Genomic DNA, 13,468 nt, shown 5'->3' on the forward strand with positions numbered 1-13,468 from the left:
CTTGTCTGTCCCTCTTTATTTTTTACCACAAGCGGATCAGCCGCTCGCTCTTTTCCGCCACTGTCCCAATGACAGAAACGGTCGTATCCATCTTCATCTTTTTAAAATCCTCCAGAATCGGCTTTACCTCTTCCGGCGCCACACTGATCAGCAGGCCGCCTGACGTCTGGGGATCGTACAAAAGATCCAGATAATGTTCTTCAATATTTCCTGCCTCCACCTTGCCAAGCGAATATCCCTTGTTCTTGTAGGCGCCTGCAGGAATCAGCCCCATCTTGGCATAATCGATAGCATCCTCAAAATAAGCGATATCCCTTACCCGCAGGTCAAAGGTCACCTCGCTTGCCGAAGCCATCTCCACACAGTGTCCCAGAAGGCCAAAGCCCGTAATATCCGTACAGGCAGAAACCCGATACCGGTCTACCACCTGCTTCGCCTTTTTATTCAGCGACGCCATGACCGTCTGCGCTTCTTTGATGGCGGAAGGAGAAGCAATCTCTCCCTTGATGGCCGTATTGACCACTCCGCTTCCGATCTGCTTGGTCAGGATCAGCACGTCTCCGGGTCTGCATCCGAAATTTTTAAAGATCTTGTCCGGATGCACAAAGCCGGACACGCAGAGCCCGTACTTTGGTTCTTCGTCCTGTACGGAATGTCCTCCTACCAGGACGGCTCCCGCCTCTTTTACCTTGTCTGCTCCGCCTGCCAGGATGTCCCCCAAGATAGCAGGATCCAGGCAATTGGGAAAGCCAACGATATTTAAGGCCACCGCCGGCTCCCCGCCCATAGCCCATACGTCGCTCAGCGAATTGGCTGCTGCGATCTGGCCAAACATATACGGGTCATCCACGATCGGGGTAAAAAAGTCCACCGTCTGAATCATGGCAATCTCATCCGTCACCTTGTATATGGCCGCATCATCAGATGTTTCAATCCCCACAAGCAGGTTCTCGTCATAAAATTTAGGTAATCTGCCCAATACTTGAGCAAGGGTCTCAGGACCTATCTTGGCTGCTCAGCCGGCAGTCCTTGCTAATTGTGTCAGTCTTACATCTGATTTCATGCGTACTCCTCTTTTCCTCCGGCAGCCTTGTGGTCTGCCTTTTTCTTCTTCCGTCTCTCTTTGTGTTGCCTTGTTTCTCCCGTTTTCTGCCGGTTGTTCTCCCGGCGCGGCAAATTCCCTGTCTCCGCCATCCTCCCTCTGATTCCGGGGATCATGGGCGCAGTATCACGTCTGCTACCGCCATGCCCTCTGCCACGGAAAGCATCATGGACGCAGTACCACGTCTGCTGTCGCCATTCTCTCTGCCATGGAAAGCATCATGGACGCAGCACCACATCTGCTGCCGCCATGGTTTCCACGATGCTGTACATATTTGTTACAGTACCGACCGCCAGCTTCTCTTTTAATCCATAATAATCCAGGCAGGTGCCGCAGGTTCTGATCTCTACGCCCTGTGCTTCCATTCCCTTCAGATCCTCCAGAGAGTCCGAACCTTCTGCCGTCAGGGTCGCTCCGCCATTATAAAAAAGAATGGTCTGCGGAAGCTCATCCAGCTGGGAAACGGCAAACAAAAAGCCTTTCATCAAAACCTTACCCAACTCGTCGTTTCCTGTCCCCATACGATCCGAGGATACTACCACGATCTTGTTTTTCCTGGCCGTTACGTCACAGGACACCTCTGCCTGCGCGATCTGCTCCTCTTTTCCCTCTCCCATTTGGATGCGTACCACATAGGCGCCTTCTCCCGTCTTCTCCGAAGTCACCTCTCCGCCGGACTCCCTGCCCAGCTTCGTCACATTCTGTACCGCGATCTCATTGTCCACCTGCACCTCTACCACGCCTGCTCCTCCTAATTCCTGGAGCGCTTTCTTTGCCTTGATCACCGGGATCGGGCAGGCATCACCCATTGCATTTACCTGAATCATTGTATTTCCCACCTTTCTGTTCTTTTCTGAACGGTTTACTTATAGAAATATTCTATCACTAAACCGTTAAAAGGTAAACGGATTTACCGTATTTTGTGAAACTATTTCGCAGATGATCTCCCGCCGCCGTTTTCTGCGGGCAAAATAGCAGACTCCCTCCCGAACCGCACAGGAATCCGTCGCTTTCCTGTACCGTCCGGGAGGGAATCTCTCTTGCCAGATTGCCTCTTGCGGCAATCCCTTTTTCTTCTTTGGCCGATATCTTTTTCTTTCGTATCAGACCTCTTCACGACTCTTGCGCCGCTACGTGCCTCTTTTTCCGATCCGTCTTCCTACAGTCTCTTTTCAAAGTTACCATCCACGGAGCATCCTTCCGTAAAGATCATAAAAGCCTCCGGATCGATGCTTTTTACAATCTGTTTGATCTGCGCCACCTCATATTTGGAAACCAGTACAAACAGAATGTAGGACGTCTTCTTTGTATATGCGCCTTCTCCGTCCCAGTTGGTCACCCCGCGCCCTGTCTGCTCCATGATCGCCTTGGAGATCCCAAGCTTTTTGGTAAAGATCATCACGCTCATGTTGATGTTCTGGATATGTACTCTGTCGATAGCCACCGCCTGTACCGTCGTGTAGATCAGAGAATATACCACGATCTCCACATCAAACAGAAGAAGGCAGATGGCATACACCATAATGTTGATGATGATATTGATCTGCCCCACGCTGATATTGGGATACAGCTTGGCACAGCACAGACCGATAATATCCTGGCCGCCTCCCGAGGTCCTTCCCCGCAACACAAAGCCCACTCCGATCCCGGCAATGATCCCGCCGATGATACAGCTGGTGAGGTAGTCTTCGATCACCGGGGTCCTTGCGATGGGAACCAAAAGAAGAAACGCACTCTGCATGGTAACGGTCACCACCGTCTTTAGCGCAAATTTCTTGCCTAATACCCGGTATCCCATGTAAAACAGAGGAATATTCAGAGTAAAAAAGATGGCTCCCGTCATGTCCATTCCGGCAGGCAGCGGAAGATGGAGCTTTTCTTTTAAAAACAAACTGATCAGCTGGGAAATACCGGTAAACCCTCCGTTGTACAAATTCAGCGGGATGATCAGCTGATTTACCGCAATGGCAAACATCAGACTGCCGCCGATGGCGTAAATCGCCTGCGTCAACAATTCTTTTCTTCTTTTTGTCAGTATGCTGTTCATTTTTCTTTGCTGTCCTCTCTGTCCTTTGTCTATTTCCTCTCCTGCTCTCTGGAACAGGCAAGGATCTCCTCATTTAACGATAACATCTTTTCATCCAGGGTGGATACCATATCCGCGCACTCCCGCAGTTCCCTGCTGATATGAGCCGGCGCATTGCCTTCAAATTTATAGTAGATCTTGTGCTCCAGACTGGCCCAGAAATCCATGGCAATGGTCCGGATCTGGATCTCTACCTTGGTGTCCACCATCCCGTCTGACAGATAGACCGGAACCGACACCAGCATATGGTAGCTTTTGTATCCGCTGTCCTTTGGCGACTTATTGTAGTCCTTGATCTCGATGATCTTCAGATCTGTCTGGCTTGCGATCATATTGGCCAGACGGTAGATATCCGAGGTGAACGAACAGATCAGCCGCACTCCTGCAATGTCATTGACGTACTTCACCATATTTTCCACGGAAATTTCCTTTTCATACTTCCGCAGCTTCTTTACGATACTTTCCGGCGTCTTGACTCTGGTCTTGATATGCTCAATGGGATTGTACTGGTGGACATGCTGAAATTCATCGTTTAAGATCTCCAGCTTCATTTCCACCGTTTTGATCGCCGATGTGTACAAAAACATGATCGTCTTCCAGCTGTCCACATCCTCATAATTCTTAATCGTCTGCTCTATTTTCTCCATGCATTTTCCTCCGGCAGCCACCTTGCTTCGGACTCAGTATAGCATAAAATTTCCCTTTTCAACAGCCGACTTCTCCGATTTTCTTTGTTAAAATTCTATCCCTTCCCGCGCCATGATCCCCTGGTCATAGGGATGCTTGACCTTTCGGATCTCCATAGCATAATCCGCCGTTTCCAGCATCTGCGCAGACACTTTGTGTCCCGTCAGGACGATCTCCAGTCCTCTTGGCTTGTGCTGCAAAAAGCTCAGCAGTTTTTTTTCACTCAACACGCCCAATGCAACTGCGCAAAGCGCTTCGTCCAGCACCAGGAGATCAAATTCCGAGACGCCGCAGAATTTTACGATCTCATCCAGCGCCTTATTATTATAGTGGAACAACTCCTGCTTTTCCTCTGTGTTCATCTGACTGACAAACTTTACCGGTTCTCTCCCGTACAAACAGGTGATGTTCTCTATGCTCTCCAATACTTTTCTTTCATTCGACTGATTGTCCTTCAAAAACTGGAACACCAGTATCTTCAGACCGCTGCCTGCCGCCCGGACAGCAAGTCCTACCGCCGCCGTCGTCTTTCCCTTTCCATCTCCGTAATACAGATGGATCCTTCCTGTGCCCCACATCACTTTTTCTTCTCCTCCATTCCACACGTTATATAATACATACAACACATCCCGAAAAAAAACAAGCAGAACCTGATTTCCTGCTGACAAATCAGGAAAATATGGTACAATGGGCGATAGCAGGAAACAAAGAAGGAGGCTGTTTATGTTTCGATTATGGGGAAAAGAAATGAAAGACGGGCGTTTGCTCCGAGATACGGTGATCTGTGATGACTCTGCATCTTCCCGCACGCAGAAAGTCCTGTCCGCTTTGGAGGCTGTCTGTATCGCCTTTGATCTGAGTAAACCTATCTGGCTGGATTCTAATATTGCGGAATTCCGGCGACTGGATAAGACCCGCTTTCATCAGGATCATTTTGTGGAAACCATCGATTTTGACTATCTGGAAATCCACGTGATCGAAGAATAAAAGATGCTACCGGCTTCTTTTTCGCAAAAAACACCTTTTCGCCTCCCTGGTATTTTTCTTATCACCAGGGTAACGAAAAGGTGTTTGTCGTACAAACGATAGTTAATTGTTACGGATCGCTTCCAGCGGACTTAACTGCATTGCCCGCTTTGCCGGAAAGTATCCTGCAAGGATCCCCACCAGCATGGCAAATCCCATGGACACCGGCACCATCCACCAGGGAATATAAGAAATGCTGGAATCCAGTCCGATCTGTTCTCCGCTGACCAGAAAATTGATGGTCCCGGATATCAGGAAGCTGAAAGCATTCCCCAAAAGGCCGCCCAGCAGTCCGATGAACGCCGCCTCCAGCAAAAACATCTGTTTGATATTTTTCAGGCTGCAGCCCAGTACCTTGATCACTCCGATCTCCTTGGTTCTTTCATAAATGGACATCATCATCGTATTGGCGATCCCGATGGCCGCCACCAGAAGGGACACGGCTCCGATCCCTCCCAAAACAGCCTGGACAATGGCAAACTGACTCTTCATGGCGTCCAGATATTCCGCATTGGTCTCCACTTCGTATCCCATGTCCCGGATCTGGCTGGCAATGGCGTCTACATGCTCGATCTCATCCACATGTACCTGTGCATAGGTATAGACAAATTCCTTATAGGGCTTTCCAGATTTCGTTTTGGGCTGTCCCGGTATGACGCGGCCGGCAAATTCCTTCTTCAAGATCCTCTGAAGGGAATCCAGATCACAGTAAACGCTTCCATAATGCATATTGTACTTCTCGATGCCTCCGGCGATCACGCCGCTGGGGCGGACCACATATTTGCTGCTCGATTTCTGCGGCGCGGTCTCCGCCGCATTTCCCGTCTTATTCTTATCGGTCGTCACCATGCTGTCCAGGACGTTGTTGCCGGAATGATAGTTTTCCGGATCAAATATCACGAACATGGAATCTCTGGCAAAATTAATATCCGGAAGTCTTCGGGTATCATAATACCCCTTATTCGTTGCCTTCTCATAAAACAGAGTGGGAATCCCATTGCCATACAAAAATTCCAGAGAGCTTCCCGGTTTTGGCAGGCTGCCGGAGGCCAGCTTGATGTTCATCTCTTTCAATTCCTCCGGCTTCATGGCAATCAGGTCCGCAGTTCCTTCATAGATTCCTTTCAGTAGCAGGATATTCATCTGGTAGACAGGAGACACCTTTTCCACATGTTGGATTTCCGACAGATGTTTCAACAGTCTTCCGTCTATGTATTTCTCTTCTTTCTTGGAACTGCCTCCGTCTCCTTCCGTTCTGCCTCCATACATGACTTCTCCGGCATTGCTCCCCCGCACCTTGATGGAAGTCAGGCCGCCCGATTCCTCCACTTCCTTATAGAGGGATCGCTGCATTCCCATCCCCAGCGAGATCATGACTACGATAGAGGCGGTACCTATGATAACGCCCAGTACCGTCAGGAACGTTCTGAGTTTGCGCCTTTTCAGATTGCTACTGCTTATCCTCAGAAGATCTATCCACCTCATCCAGCAATCCCTCCTCTTCGTTTGCCTTTAGTTTCTTTTTTCTCCTCCTTATGAGAACGACTGCTGCGATCACCGCTGCCAGCACTCCCACACCGCCTATTATCAGTTTTGCAGGAGATTTTGGCTGCTCCGCCGGCACTTCCATGCCAGCCGCCATATCTTCCTGACTCTCCTGGGTCACCTCCAGCTGAAACTCCTTGGTTACTGTAGAAACATTTCCCGCTTCGTCCTCATAGCTGACCGTCATAGTGATCTTCGCCGGCCCTTCCGTTTCTGTTTTTCCCTTCAGCATACTGTCAATGCTGCCTTTTCCGCCCGGTTCTACATTTCCTACAAATATTTCCGACTTTTCAATGGCCGCCCCTTCAAACGTAGCCTTTACGTTGTACAGCTTGATCTTTCCCAGATTGTACAGCGTCGTCATCACATTCGCTTCTTCTCCCACCGCAATGGATTCCGGGCTGATCTCAAACTGGCTGAACTCAAATCTTGCTTCCTGCTTTACAGGAATAGAAAGATTCGATGTCGCCTGAATCTGCGCCGCATTGGCATCTTCATATTTCATACTCAGTTCAATGTTATAGGGCTTTTGTACCAGATCTGCTTTGGCATTCATGGCGATGGAAATATCCGCTGTCCCTCCTGCCGGGATCCCTTCCAGATAGATGGAACTGGATCCGGAGGACGGGAGAAACGCCGGAGAGCTGGTAGCCTGCTCGCTGCCCTCTGCCGGGGCGTTCAGGTCGAACAGCATATTATTGACCCGCATGGTTTTGGAAGTGTTTCGCAGATGGATCGTCAGGGTAAAGTCCGTTCCGGCTTTCACTTCTCCCGGATTGGTGGTAAATCCTGTCACGATCACACGGGGAACGGAAGTATTTCCGCCTCCGCCGCCTCCTGCGCCGACATAGCTTGCCTCTGCGTTGCTCACTCCTGTTTCTGCCATGCTTTCTCCTCCTTTTGCAGCTTCCGCCGCCTGTCTCGTTTCATTGGCTGCTGTGCCAGCCGGTATTTCCTGTGTTTTTGCCGTCGTATTGATATAAATAGTCTCTGACTCCGTTTCATTTCCGCCGGAACGAATCCGGAATCGAATCCGGGACGTGCCCGTAGGTATCTCATCTTTCTGGGTGAAGGCAAAGTTGACTTCTTTCTTCTCTCCCGCCTTTAGTCCGATCTTCTTTGCGCTCTGCTCCTCCTGAAACGGCCATACATCATTTTTACTTGCCAGCTCCGGCGTCACGGATACTTCCTCCAGATCCTGCCCGGAAGAGTTTGTCACCACTATCCTGATATCCTGAGATCTTCCTGCCTGGAAGGTAAATTCTTTGTTGCTTTTTACTTCTACCGCCGCCACCGGGTCTGCCGCCAGAGGCATCAGTGGTATCCCTACGCACAGCAGGACTGCCGCCAGCAAAATCGCTCCGCTCTTTCTAAGTGTTTTCATGATTCTTCTCCCCTCTTTTCCCTGTTCTCTTCGATTTTTAATATTTTTCCGTCACGGATGTGGAAAATCCGATCTGCATAAGAAGCCAGCTGTACGTCATGCGTCACCATGATCAAGGTTTTGTTTTGCTTTCTTACCACATCCTGCATCAGTGTCATCACATCCTCTGATGTTCTGGAATCCAGATTCCCGGTAGGCTCATCTGCGAAGATGATCTTGGGATCCAGCACCAGCGCCCTTGCCACGCCCACTCTTTGCTGCTGTCCTCCTGACATCTGATTCGGGAAATGCTTTTTATGCTTCTGCAGCTTCACCAGATCCAGCATCTGATCCGCCTTCTTCATGCGGCTGTTCCTTCCCTCTCCCCGGAATGCCAGAGGAAGCGCCACATTCTCCCTGGCGTCCATCGTTCCCAGAAGATGAAAGGACTGAAAAATAAATCCTACATTTTCTCTTCGGAAGCGCACCAGCTCTTCCTCGTTCATTTTTTCCATATGCTGTCCCGCGATCACGACTTCTCCTTTGGTGGGTTTTTCCAATCCCGCCAGCATATTCAGCAGCGTCGATTTTCCCGATCCTGAAGTTCCTACGATCGCGCAAAACTCGCCTTCATACACTTCAAAGCTCACGCCGTTCAGCGCACGCACCACTTCCTCCCCCACGCGATACAGCTTGTACAACTCTTTTACTTCGATTACTCGCTTCATAGACCCCCTCCTTGCTTCAATACACTCAGCATACAATACATTTCTAAATTTATCCCTTAGAAATTCTTAAGATTATCTGAATTTTGCCAAGCATCTTTTTATACTTTATCTCTAACAAACCCATTCCTCTATTTGATTTCATCCCCGCATTGAAACCCTTAAATATTTTAGTTATAATATAAGAAAATGTGTACACGAGGGGTTTTATGGAACATATAAAGTTTATTTTTGTATTAGTACTGGGCATTCTTTCTGTCCTGGTTTTTTTAGTCATAAGAGTTTGCAAATGTGGGATTCCCGGAATCCTGTCCAAGACAATTGCCAGTCTGTTTTTTGTTTTCACCGGCCTATCGGCATCCTTTGTTTCCTCCGGCCATCCTGGCGTGAAATTTGTACTCATCGGTCTGCTCTTTGGTATGCTGGGCGACATTTGGCTGGATCTTAAAGTCACCTACGCCCACGATGGAAAACCATGGCTGTATTCCGGTTTTGTTTCCTTTATGCTGGGACACCTGTTTTATATCATCGCCATCATCCGTATCAGCCAGATGAACTTTTTCTTTGTTCTGTTCTCTCTGATCCTCGGAATTCTTTTGGGATACCTCGCCATTTCTCTGGAAAAGGTCATGAAACTGCAGTATGGGCCTTACAAAAAGGTCTCTCTGATTTATGTGTCCCTCCTGTTATGTACATCCATGACCGCCTTTTTGGCCTGTTTCCAGACAAATTTCAAAAATACCACCCTGTTGCTTTTCTTCCTGGGAAGCTTGTTTTTCCTGGCATCGGATTCTATTCTCTCTGCCACCTATTTCGGAACCAAACGCAAAGAAGCGCCTGCCTGGATCATATTAAACCACGTGACCTACTACGCTGCGCAATATCTGATCGCTTCCTCCCTTTTGTTTTTGTAAAAGCGGCTTGGGAAAGCGTTTCGTTTCAGAAGATTTTTTTAAACAGCTTCCATTTTTTGTCGTCAAAGGGCTGATAGCGGAACGGCAGGTCTATCCCTCTGATGCTTTTTACCACCCCTTTTTTGTGGCTTAACGCATCAAATCCATATTTTCCATGATAGCTCCCCATCCCGCTCAGTCCCACCCCTCCAAAGGGCAGCCGGTGGTTTGTAAAATGCACTACCACATCGTTGATACAGCCGCCTCCGTAGGAAATGGAATGGATCACCTGATCTGCCACTTCTTTTCTGTTTGTAAACAGGTAGCAGGCAAGAGGCTTTTCAAGTTCCTTCACCTTCCTGATTACTTCCGCCAGATGACGGTATGAAATGACAGGCAGGAGAGGACCGAAAATTTCTTCCTTCATAATTTCCCTGTCAAAATCCGAATCGGGAAAGATGGTCGGCGCTATTTTATTCGCTGCTTCATCCGTCTGCCCGCCAATCACATGTTCCTCCGTGCGTATCAGTTCACACAGCCTGTCAAAATGATGTCTGTTTATGATCCTGGGGTAGGTCTTGCTGCCGATATCATAACGCTCCTCCAGTTCCCTTTTTAACTCCCGGATAAACTTTTCTTTTACACTTTCGTGGATCAAAACATAATCAATAGAGATACAGGTCTGGCCTGCATTTAAAAACTTTCCCCAGGCGATTCTTTTGGCAGCCAATCGGATATCCGCGCTTTCTTCGATAATGCACGGACTTTTCCCACCCAGCTCCAGTGAAACCGGGATCAGATGTTGACTGGCGGCGCTCATGACTTTTTTCCCGACGCCGGGGCTTCCGGTAAAAAAGATATAATCATATTTTTGATGCAGCACAGCATCATAAGCCGTGTCTATCTCCAGGCAGGAAATGTAACGACGTTCAAAGGTTTCATCCAGGATCTCTTTCATCACATTTGCAGTGTGAAGGCTGGTTCTGGAGCACTTAAGCACGGCGCAGTTTCCCGCAGCCATCGCAGCCACCAGCGGAGACATGGTCAGATTGAACGGATAATTCCACGGCGACATGATCAATACGACTCCATAGGGCTCGCTGTATACATAATCAACAGAGGGAAATGTCCCCATACTCCCCCACACCCTCCTGGGTCTGCTCCATTTTTTTACCTGTTTCAGCGCCGTATCGATCTCACTGTATACCATTGCGACTTCCGTCATAAACGCCTCTGTTTTAGACTTCCCCAAATCTAAGTACAGGGCTTCCAGGATTCTGTCTTCCTTTTGCCGGATCGCATACTTTAATTTCTTTAATTGCCGAATTCGAAACGTAATGTCCTTCGTCTGGTCTGTATGGAAAAATTCCCGCTGTTTTTCTACTATTTTTTCAACCATGTTTCTCTCCATCCTCTCCTGAACTTTTTTATTCTTACTCATCCAAAATAGACAAATATAAATCTAGTCTCTGATTCAAATATCTTGCAAACATATCTGCCATTGCCGATATATTATGTTTTAAATGATATTCATCAAAAGCTTCATAATACTTCAAGCGATCAGTAAACTTTATATCTATCGACGGATAGCCCGCTTTCATTAGTTCCAAGTTAACCAGTAATCTTCCAGTTCTTCCGTTTCCATCAATAAAAGGATGTATTCCTTCAAATTCGATATGAAAACGTGCAAGCTTAGTCACAATATCTTCCTTGCTGTTTTTATATTGCTCCAGTAGTTCTTCCATCTTAGGAATAATCAAATATGGCTGTACAGGTTCATGTGTTGCCCCCATAATTCGAACAGGGACTCTTCTGTATATTCCTCTGTCCTCTTTTTTATCAGCCAAAACTAAATAGTGAATATCCTTTATTACCTTTTCAGAGATTGGGGCATTTTCACTAACAAGCTGCCTGACATAGTCAAAAGCTTCTTTATGTCCAATAACTTCCAAATGTTCCTTTAATGATTTTCGGTCAATAGTAAGTCCTTTAAGAACCATGTCTGTTTCTCGCAAAGTTAAGGTATTGCCTTCGATTGCATTTGAGTTATAGGTATATTCTGTTAGAAATTCTTCATTTAATCTCTCCAACTCACCTTCTGTCAAGGGTCTTCTTTTTCTGAGAACTTCTAATTTATCTTCTATGATTGAAATCAGTGATTCCTTAATTTTATATCTTCCATCAGTTGGCTTTGTTGCATCATATGGTATTTTCCATACTCTTCCTTCTTGATATACCCCGGGAATCTTCCCTTCTGAGCATAAAATCCTTACTCTTCTATCGGATATACCCCATTTTTCAGCTGCTTGTTTCACTGTAATATACATAAATTACCCCTCCAGTCCTTCATATTATGCCATTTTATCGGAATAATATCAACTAAATAGGAATAACATAATCAGATTATCGGAACAATGGCACTTTATGGAACGATAACTTGTATATGGAATAATATTATCCACTATAACGGAATAATAAATTTGAAATAAAAAAGGGATAAAACAAAAGATTTCTCTTTTGCTTATCCCTAATGGTCATCTCCTGTAAGTTTCTCAGTTTCAATAGTTTGTTTCTTTGCTTTCGCATCAATTAACAATGATTCTATCCTTATCTTTGACAGTATCCATTTAAACCGAATTTCTTCAGCAGGAAAGTCTTGGCGTAAATTTTCTTACGCTCACTAAGTAATTAAAAGTCCCGTCATGGTCTATTCTTTGTAATAAGAAAACTGCTTATACTTATAACGATAACTATGAGAAATAAAATATACGAATTTGCACACTTTATTATATTTTTAAATTCATTTCCAAACTTGAAAAGAACTAACATAAACAACAAAACTATGTAGGAAGAAAATTGAGTTTTAGAATAATCAAATTTATAATTCATAAAAATATATATCGTGTTATATACGATTAAAAAACACATAATAATTAACATTGTGTCCACATCAAAAAACATATCTGATTTCCTAAAAAGTATATTAACAATCCAAAACACAACATTTACAAGACAAAATCCCACAACAATGCAAATTTGACCAATTATATTTTTTTCTAAAGCTATATCTCGCTTTAATATGGGCATTGCTAATAAAAATTCTTTAGTAGCTTTGGAATCCTCTTCATAGCACATCTTTCCAACAATAAAATTAAACAGTAATGATGGAACCATAAGCAATGCTACTGAATAATACTTGTTACTATCAAATGCAATCAATGCAAAAAAACAAGCACTTAAAACACCAAAAATCAAATTTCTATTATTTAAATATATATATTTAAAAAAGATTTTTTTCATATTTTGACTCCTCATTCCCAATTAACCTCTCCAAGTACTCATCTATCTTACATTTCTTCTTTTTCATCTCATCCATTTGACATTTACCTAAAATCTTTCCGTGGTTTAGAAAAATCAATTTATCAGCTATTTTATTCATATCTTCTGTTATATGAGATGAAAACAAAATTGCAGTACCATTTTCTTTTGAATACGCCCTCAGTATTTTTAATATTTTACTTCTTACTATCGGATCTAATCCTGAAGTTGGTTCATCCATTATTAACAGTTTAGGATTATGAGATAATGCTAATGCCAATGAAAACTTTACTCTCATTCCTTTTGATAACTCTTTTATTTTCATGTCACCACTTAATTCAAAAACATCATTAAATAAATATTGATATATTTGCTCATCCCAATCTTGAAAATACATTTGATAAAATCTTTTTATATTTTTTATCTTTTGATTTGGAAAATAATCAATATATTCACCAACATAACCAATTTTTTCTTTATATAACGGATTTTTTGAATTTGAAATATCTTCTCCTAAAAAAATGACTTCTCCACTATCACTTTCAACAATGTTTAATATTAATTTTATAAGAGTCGATTTGCCTGCACCATTCGGACCAATTAACCCAACTACTTCTCCTCTTGATAAAGAAAATGAAATATCATTGAGTTTAAACGATCTATACGATTTGCATAAATTATTAATTTCAATAATTAAATTGTTGTTTTCCATATATTCTCCTC

General features: G+C 44.9%; 16 protein-coding genes. 2 read left to right on the top strand and 14 right to left on the bottom strand.

Annotated elements, in window-relative coordinates; genetic code table 11:
* Window positions 1-22 precede the first annotated feature (22 nt).
* The 6 genes from selD to FYJ34_RS05050 form a co-directional block, all read right to left on the bottom strand.
* Window positions 23-1,063: a selenide, water dikinase SelD gene (gene selD / locus FYJ34_RS05030; RefSeq protein ID WP_154476739.1), complete on the bottom strand. Its 1,041-nt coding sequence runs from the start codon at window positions 1,061-1,063 to the stop codon at window positions 23-25.
* A 151-nt stretch (window positions 1,064-1,214) separates the two neighbouring features.
* Complete coding sequence (locus FYJ34_RS13540) at window positions 1,215-1,340, bottom strand: hypothetical protein (RefSeq protein WP_268878928.1); 126 nt, start codon at window positions 1,338-1,340, stop codon at window positions 1,215-1,217.
* Window positions 1,321-1,929, bottom strand: coding sequence for a sulfurtransferase-like selenium metabolism protein YedF (gene yedF, locus FYJ34_RS05035; protein WP_154476740.1), 609 nt, complete (start codon window positions 1,927-1,929; stop codon window positions 1,321-1,323). The genes FYJ34_RS13540 and yedF overlap by 20 nt, the downstream gene beginning before the upstream one ends.
* Window positions 1,930-2,261: 332 nt before the next feature.
* On the bottom strand, window positions 2,262-3,149 hold the full coding sequence (locus FYJ34_RS05040) for a YitT family protein (protein ID WP_154476741.1): 888 nt from the start codon (window positions 3,147-3,149) through the stop codon (window positions 2,262-2,264).
* A gap of 29 nt (window positions 3,150-3,178) precedes the next feature.
* On the bottom strand, window positions 3,179-3,835 hold the full coding sequence (locus FYJ34_RS05045; RefSeq protein ID WP_154476742.1) for a GTP pyrophosphokinase: 657 nt from the start codon (window positions 3,833-3,835) through the stop codon (window positions 3,179-3,181).
* An 87-nt stretch (window positions 3,836-3,922) separates the two neighbouring features.
* Window positions 3,923-4,453: a cob(I)yrinic acid a,c-diamide adenosyltransferase gene (locus tag FYJ34_RS05050; protein WP_154478827.1), complete on the bottom strand. Its 531-nt coding sequence runs from the start codon at window positions 4,451-4,453 to the stop codon at window positions 3,923-3,925.
* Window positions 4,454-4,598: 145 nt separating this feature from the next.
* Between FYJ34_RS05050 and FYJ34_RS05055 the strand changes: the two genes are divergently transcribed.
* Window positions 4,599-4,862, top strand: coding sequence for a hypothetical protein (locus FYJ34_RS05055; RefSeq protein WP_154476743.1), 264 nt, complete (start codon window positions 4,599-4,601; stop codon window positions 4,860-4,862).
* A 102-nt stretch (window positions 4,863-4,964) separates the two neighbouring features.
* Here the strand turns inward: FYJ34_RS05055 and FYJ34_RS05060 are convergent, their stop codons facing one another.
* The 4 genes from FYJ34_RS05060 to FYJ34_RS13140 are packed head-to-tail and all read right to left on the bottom strand — an operon-like array spanning window position 4,965 to window position 8,937.
* Window positions 4,965-6,386, bottom strand: a complete 1,422-nt coding sequence (locus FYJ34_RS05060; protein ID WP_154476744.1) for an ABC transporter permease — start codon at window positions 6,384-6,386, stop codon at window positions 4,965-4,967.
* Window positions 6,352-7,830: a COG1361 S-layer family protein gene (locus tag FYJ34_RS05065; RefSeq protein ID WP_154476745.1), complete on the bottom strand. Its 1,479-nt coding sequence runs from the start codon at window positions 7,828-7,830 to the stop codon at window positions 6,352-6,354. The genes FYJ34_RS05060 and FYJ34_RS05065 overlap by 35 nt, the downstream gene beginning before the upstream one ends.
* Window positions 7,827-8,537: an ABC transporter ATP-binding protein gene (locus FYJ34_RS05070; protein WP_154476746.1), complete on the bottom strand. Its 711-nt coding sequence runs from the start codon at window positions 8,535-8,537 to the stop codon at window positions 7,827-7,829. Before FYJ34_RS05070 ends, FYJ34_RS05065 begins: the two co-directional genes overlap by 4 nt.
* 49 nt (window positions 8,538-8,586) lie before the next feature.
* On the bottom strand, window positions 8,587-8,937 hold the full coding sequence (locus tag FYJ34_RS13140) for a hypothetical protein (RefSeq protein WP_235899496.1): 351 nt from the start codon (window positions 8,935-8,937) through the stop codon (window positions 8,587-8,589).
* Here FYJ34_RS13140 and FYJ34_RS05075 point away from each other — a divergent pair.
* Window positions 8,864-9,448, top strand: coding sequence for a lysoplasmalogenase family protein (locus tag FYJ34_RS05075; protein ID WP_235899467.1), 585 nt, complete (start codon window positions 8,864-8,866; stop codon window positions 9,446-9,448). The genes FYJ34_RS13140 and FYJ34_RS05075 overlap by 74 nt on opposite strands.
* 25 nt (window positions 9,449-9,473) lie before the next feature.
* Here FYJ34_RS05075 and FYJ34_RS05080 read toward each other — a convergent pair whose 3' ends face one another.
* The 4 genes from FYJ34_RS05080 to FYJ34_RS05095 all read right to left on the bottom strand — a co-directional run bounded on the left by FYJ34_RS05080 (window position 9,474) and on the right by FYJ34_RS05095 (window position 13,457).
* Window positions 9,474-10,868, bottom strand: coding sequence for an aldehyde dehydrogenase (locus FYJ34_RS05080; protein ID WP_330582535.1), 1,395 nt, complete (start codon window positions 10,866-10,868; stop codon window positions 9,474-9,476).
* Entirely contained in the window at window positions 10,861-11,754 is an 894-nt protein-coding gene (locus tag FYJ34_RS05085; protein WP_154476749.1) for a Fic family protein, read from the bottom strand. The genes FYJ34_RS05080 and FYJ34_RS05085 overlap by 8 nt, the downstream gene beginning before the upstream one ends.
* A gap of 373 nt (window positions 11,755-12,127) precedes the next feature.
* Window positions 12,128-12,727: an ABC-2 transporter permease gene (locus tag FYJ34_RS05090; protein ID WP_173017058.1), complete on the bottom strand. Its 600-nt coding sequence runs from the start codon at window positions 12,725-12,727 to the stop codon at window positions 12,128-12,130.
* Window positions 12,708-13,457, bottom strand: a complete 750-nt coding sequence (locus FYJ34_RS05095; RefSeq protein ID WP_154476751.1) for an ABC transporter ATP-binding protein — start codon at window positions 13,455-13,457, stop codon at window positions 12,708-12,710. Before FYJ34_RS05095 ends, FYJ34_RS05090 begins: the two co-directional genes overlap by 20 nt.
* Window positions 13,458-13,468: the final 11 nt, after the last annotated feature.

It is taken from the genome of Suipraeoptans intestinalis (assembly GCF_009696485.1).
Lineage (GTDB): Bacteria > Bacillota > Clostridia > Lachnospirales > Lachnospiraceae > Suipraeoptans > Suipraeoptans intestinalis.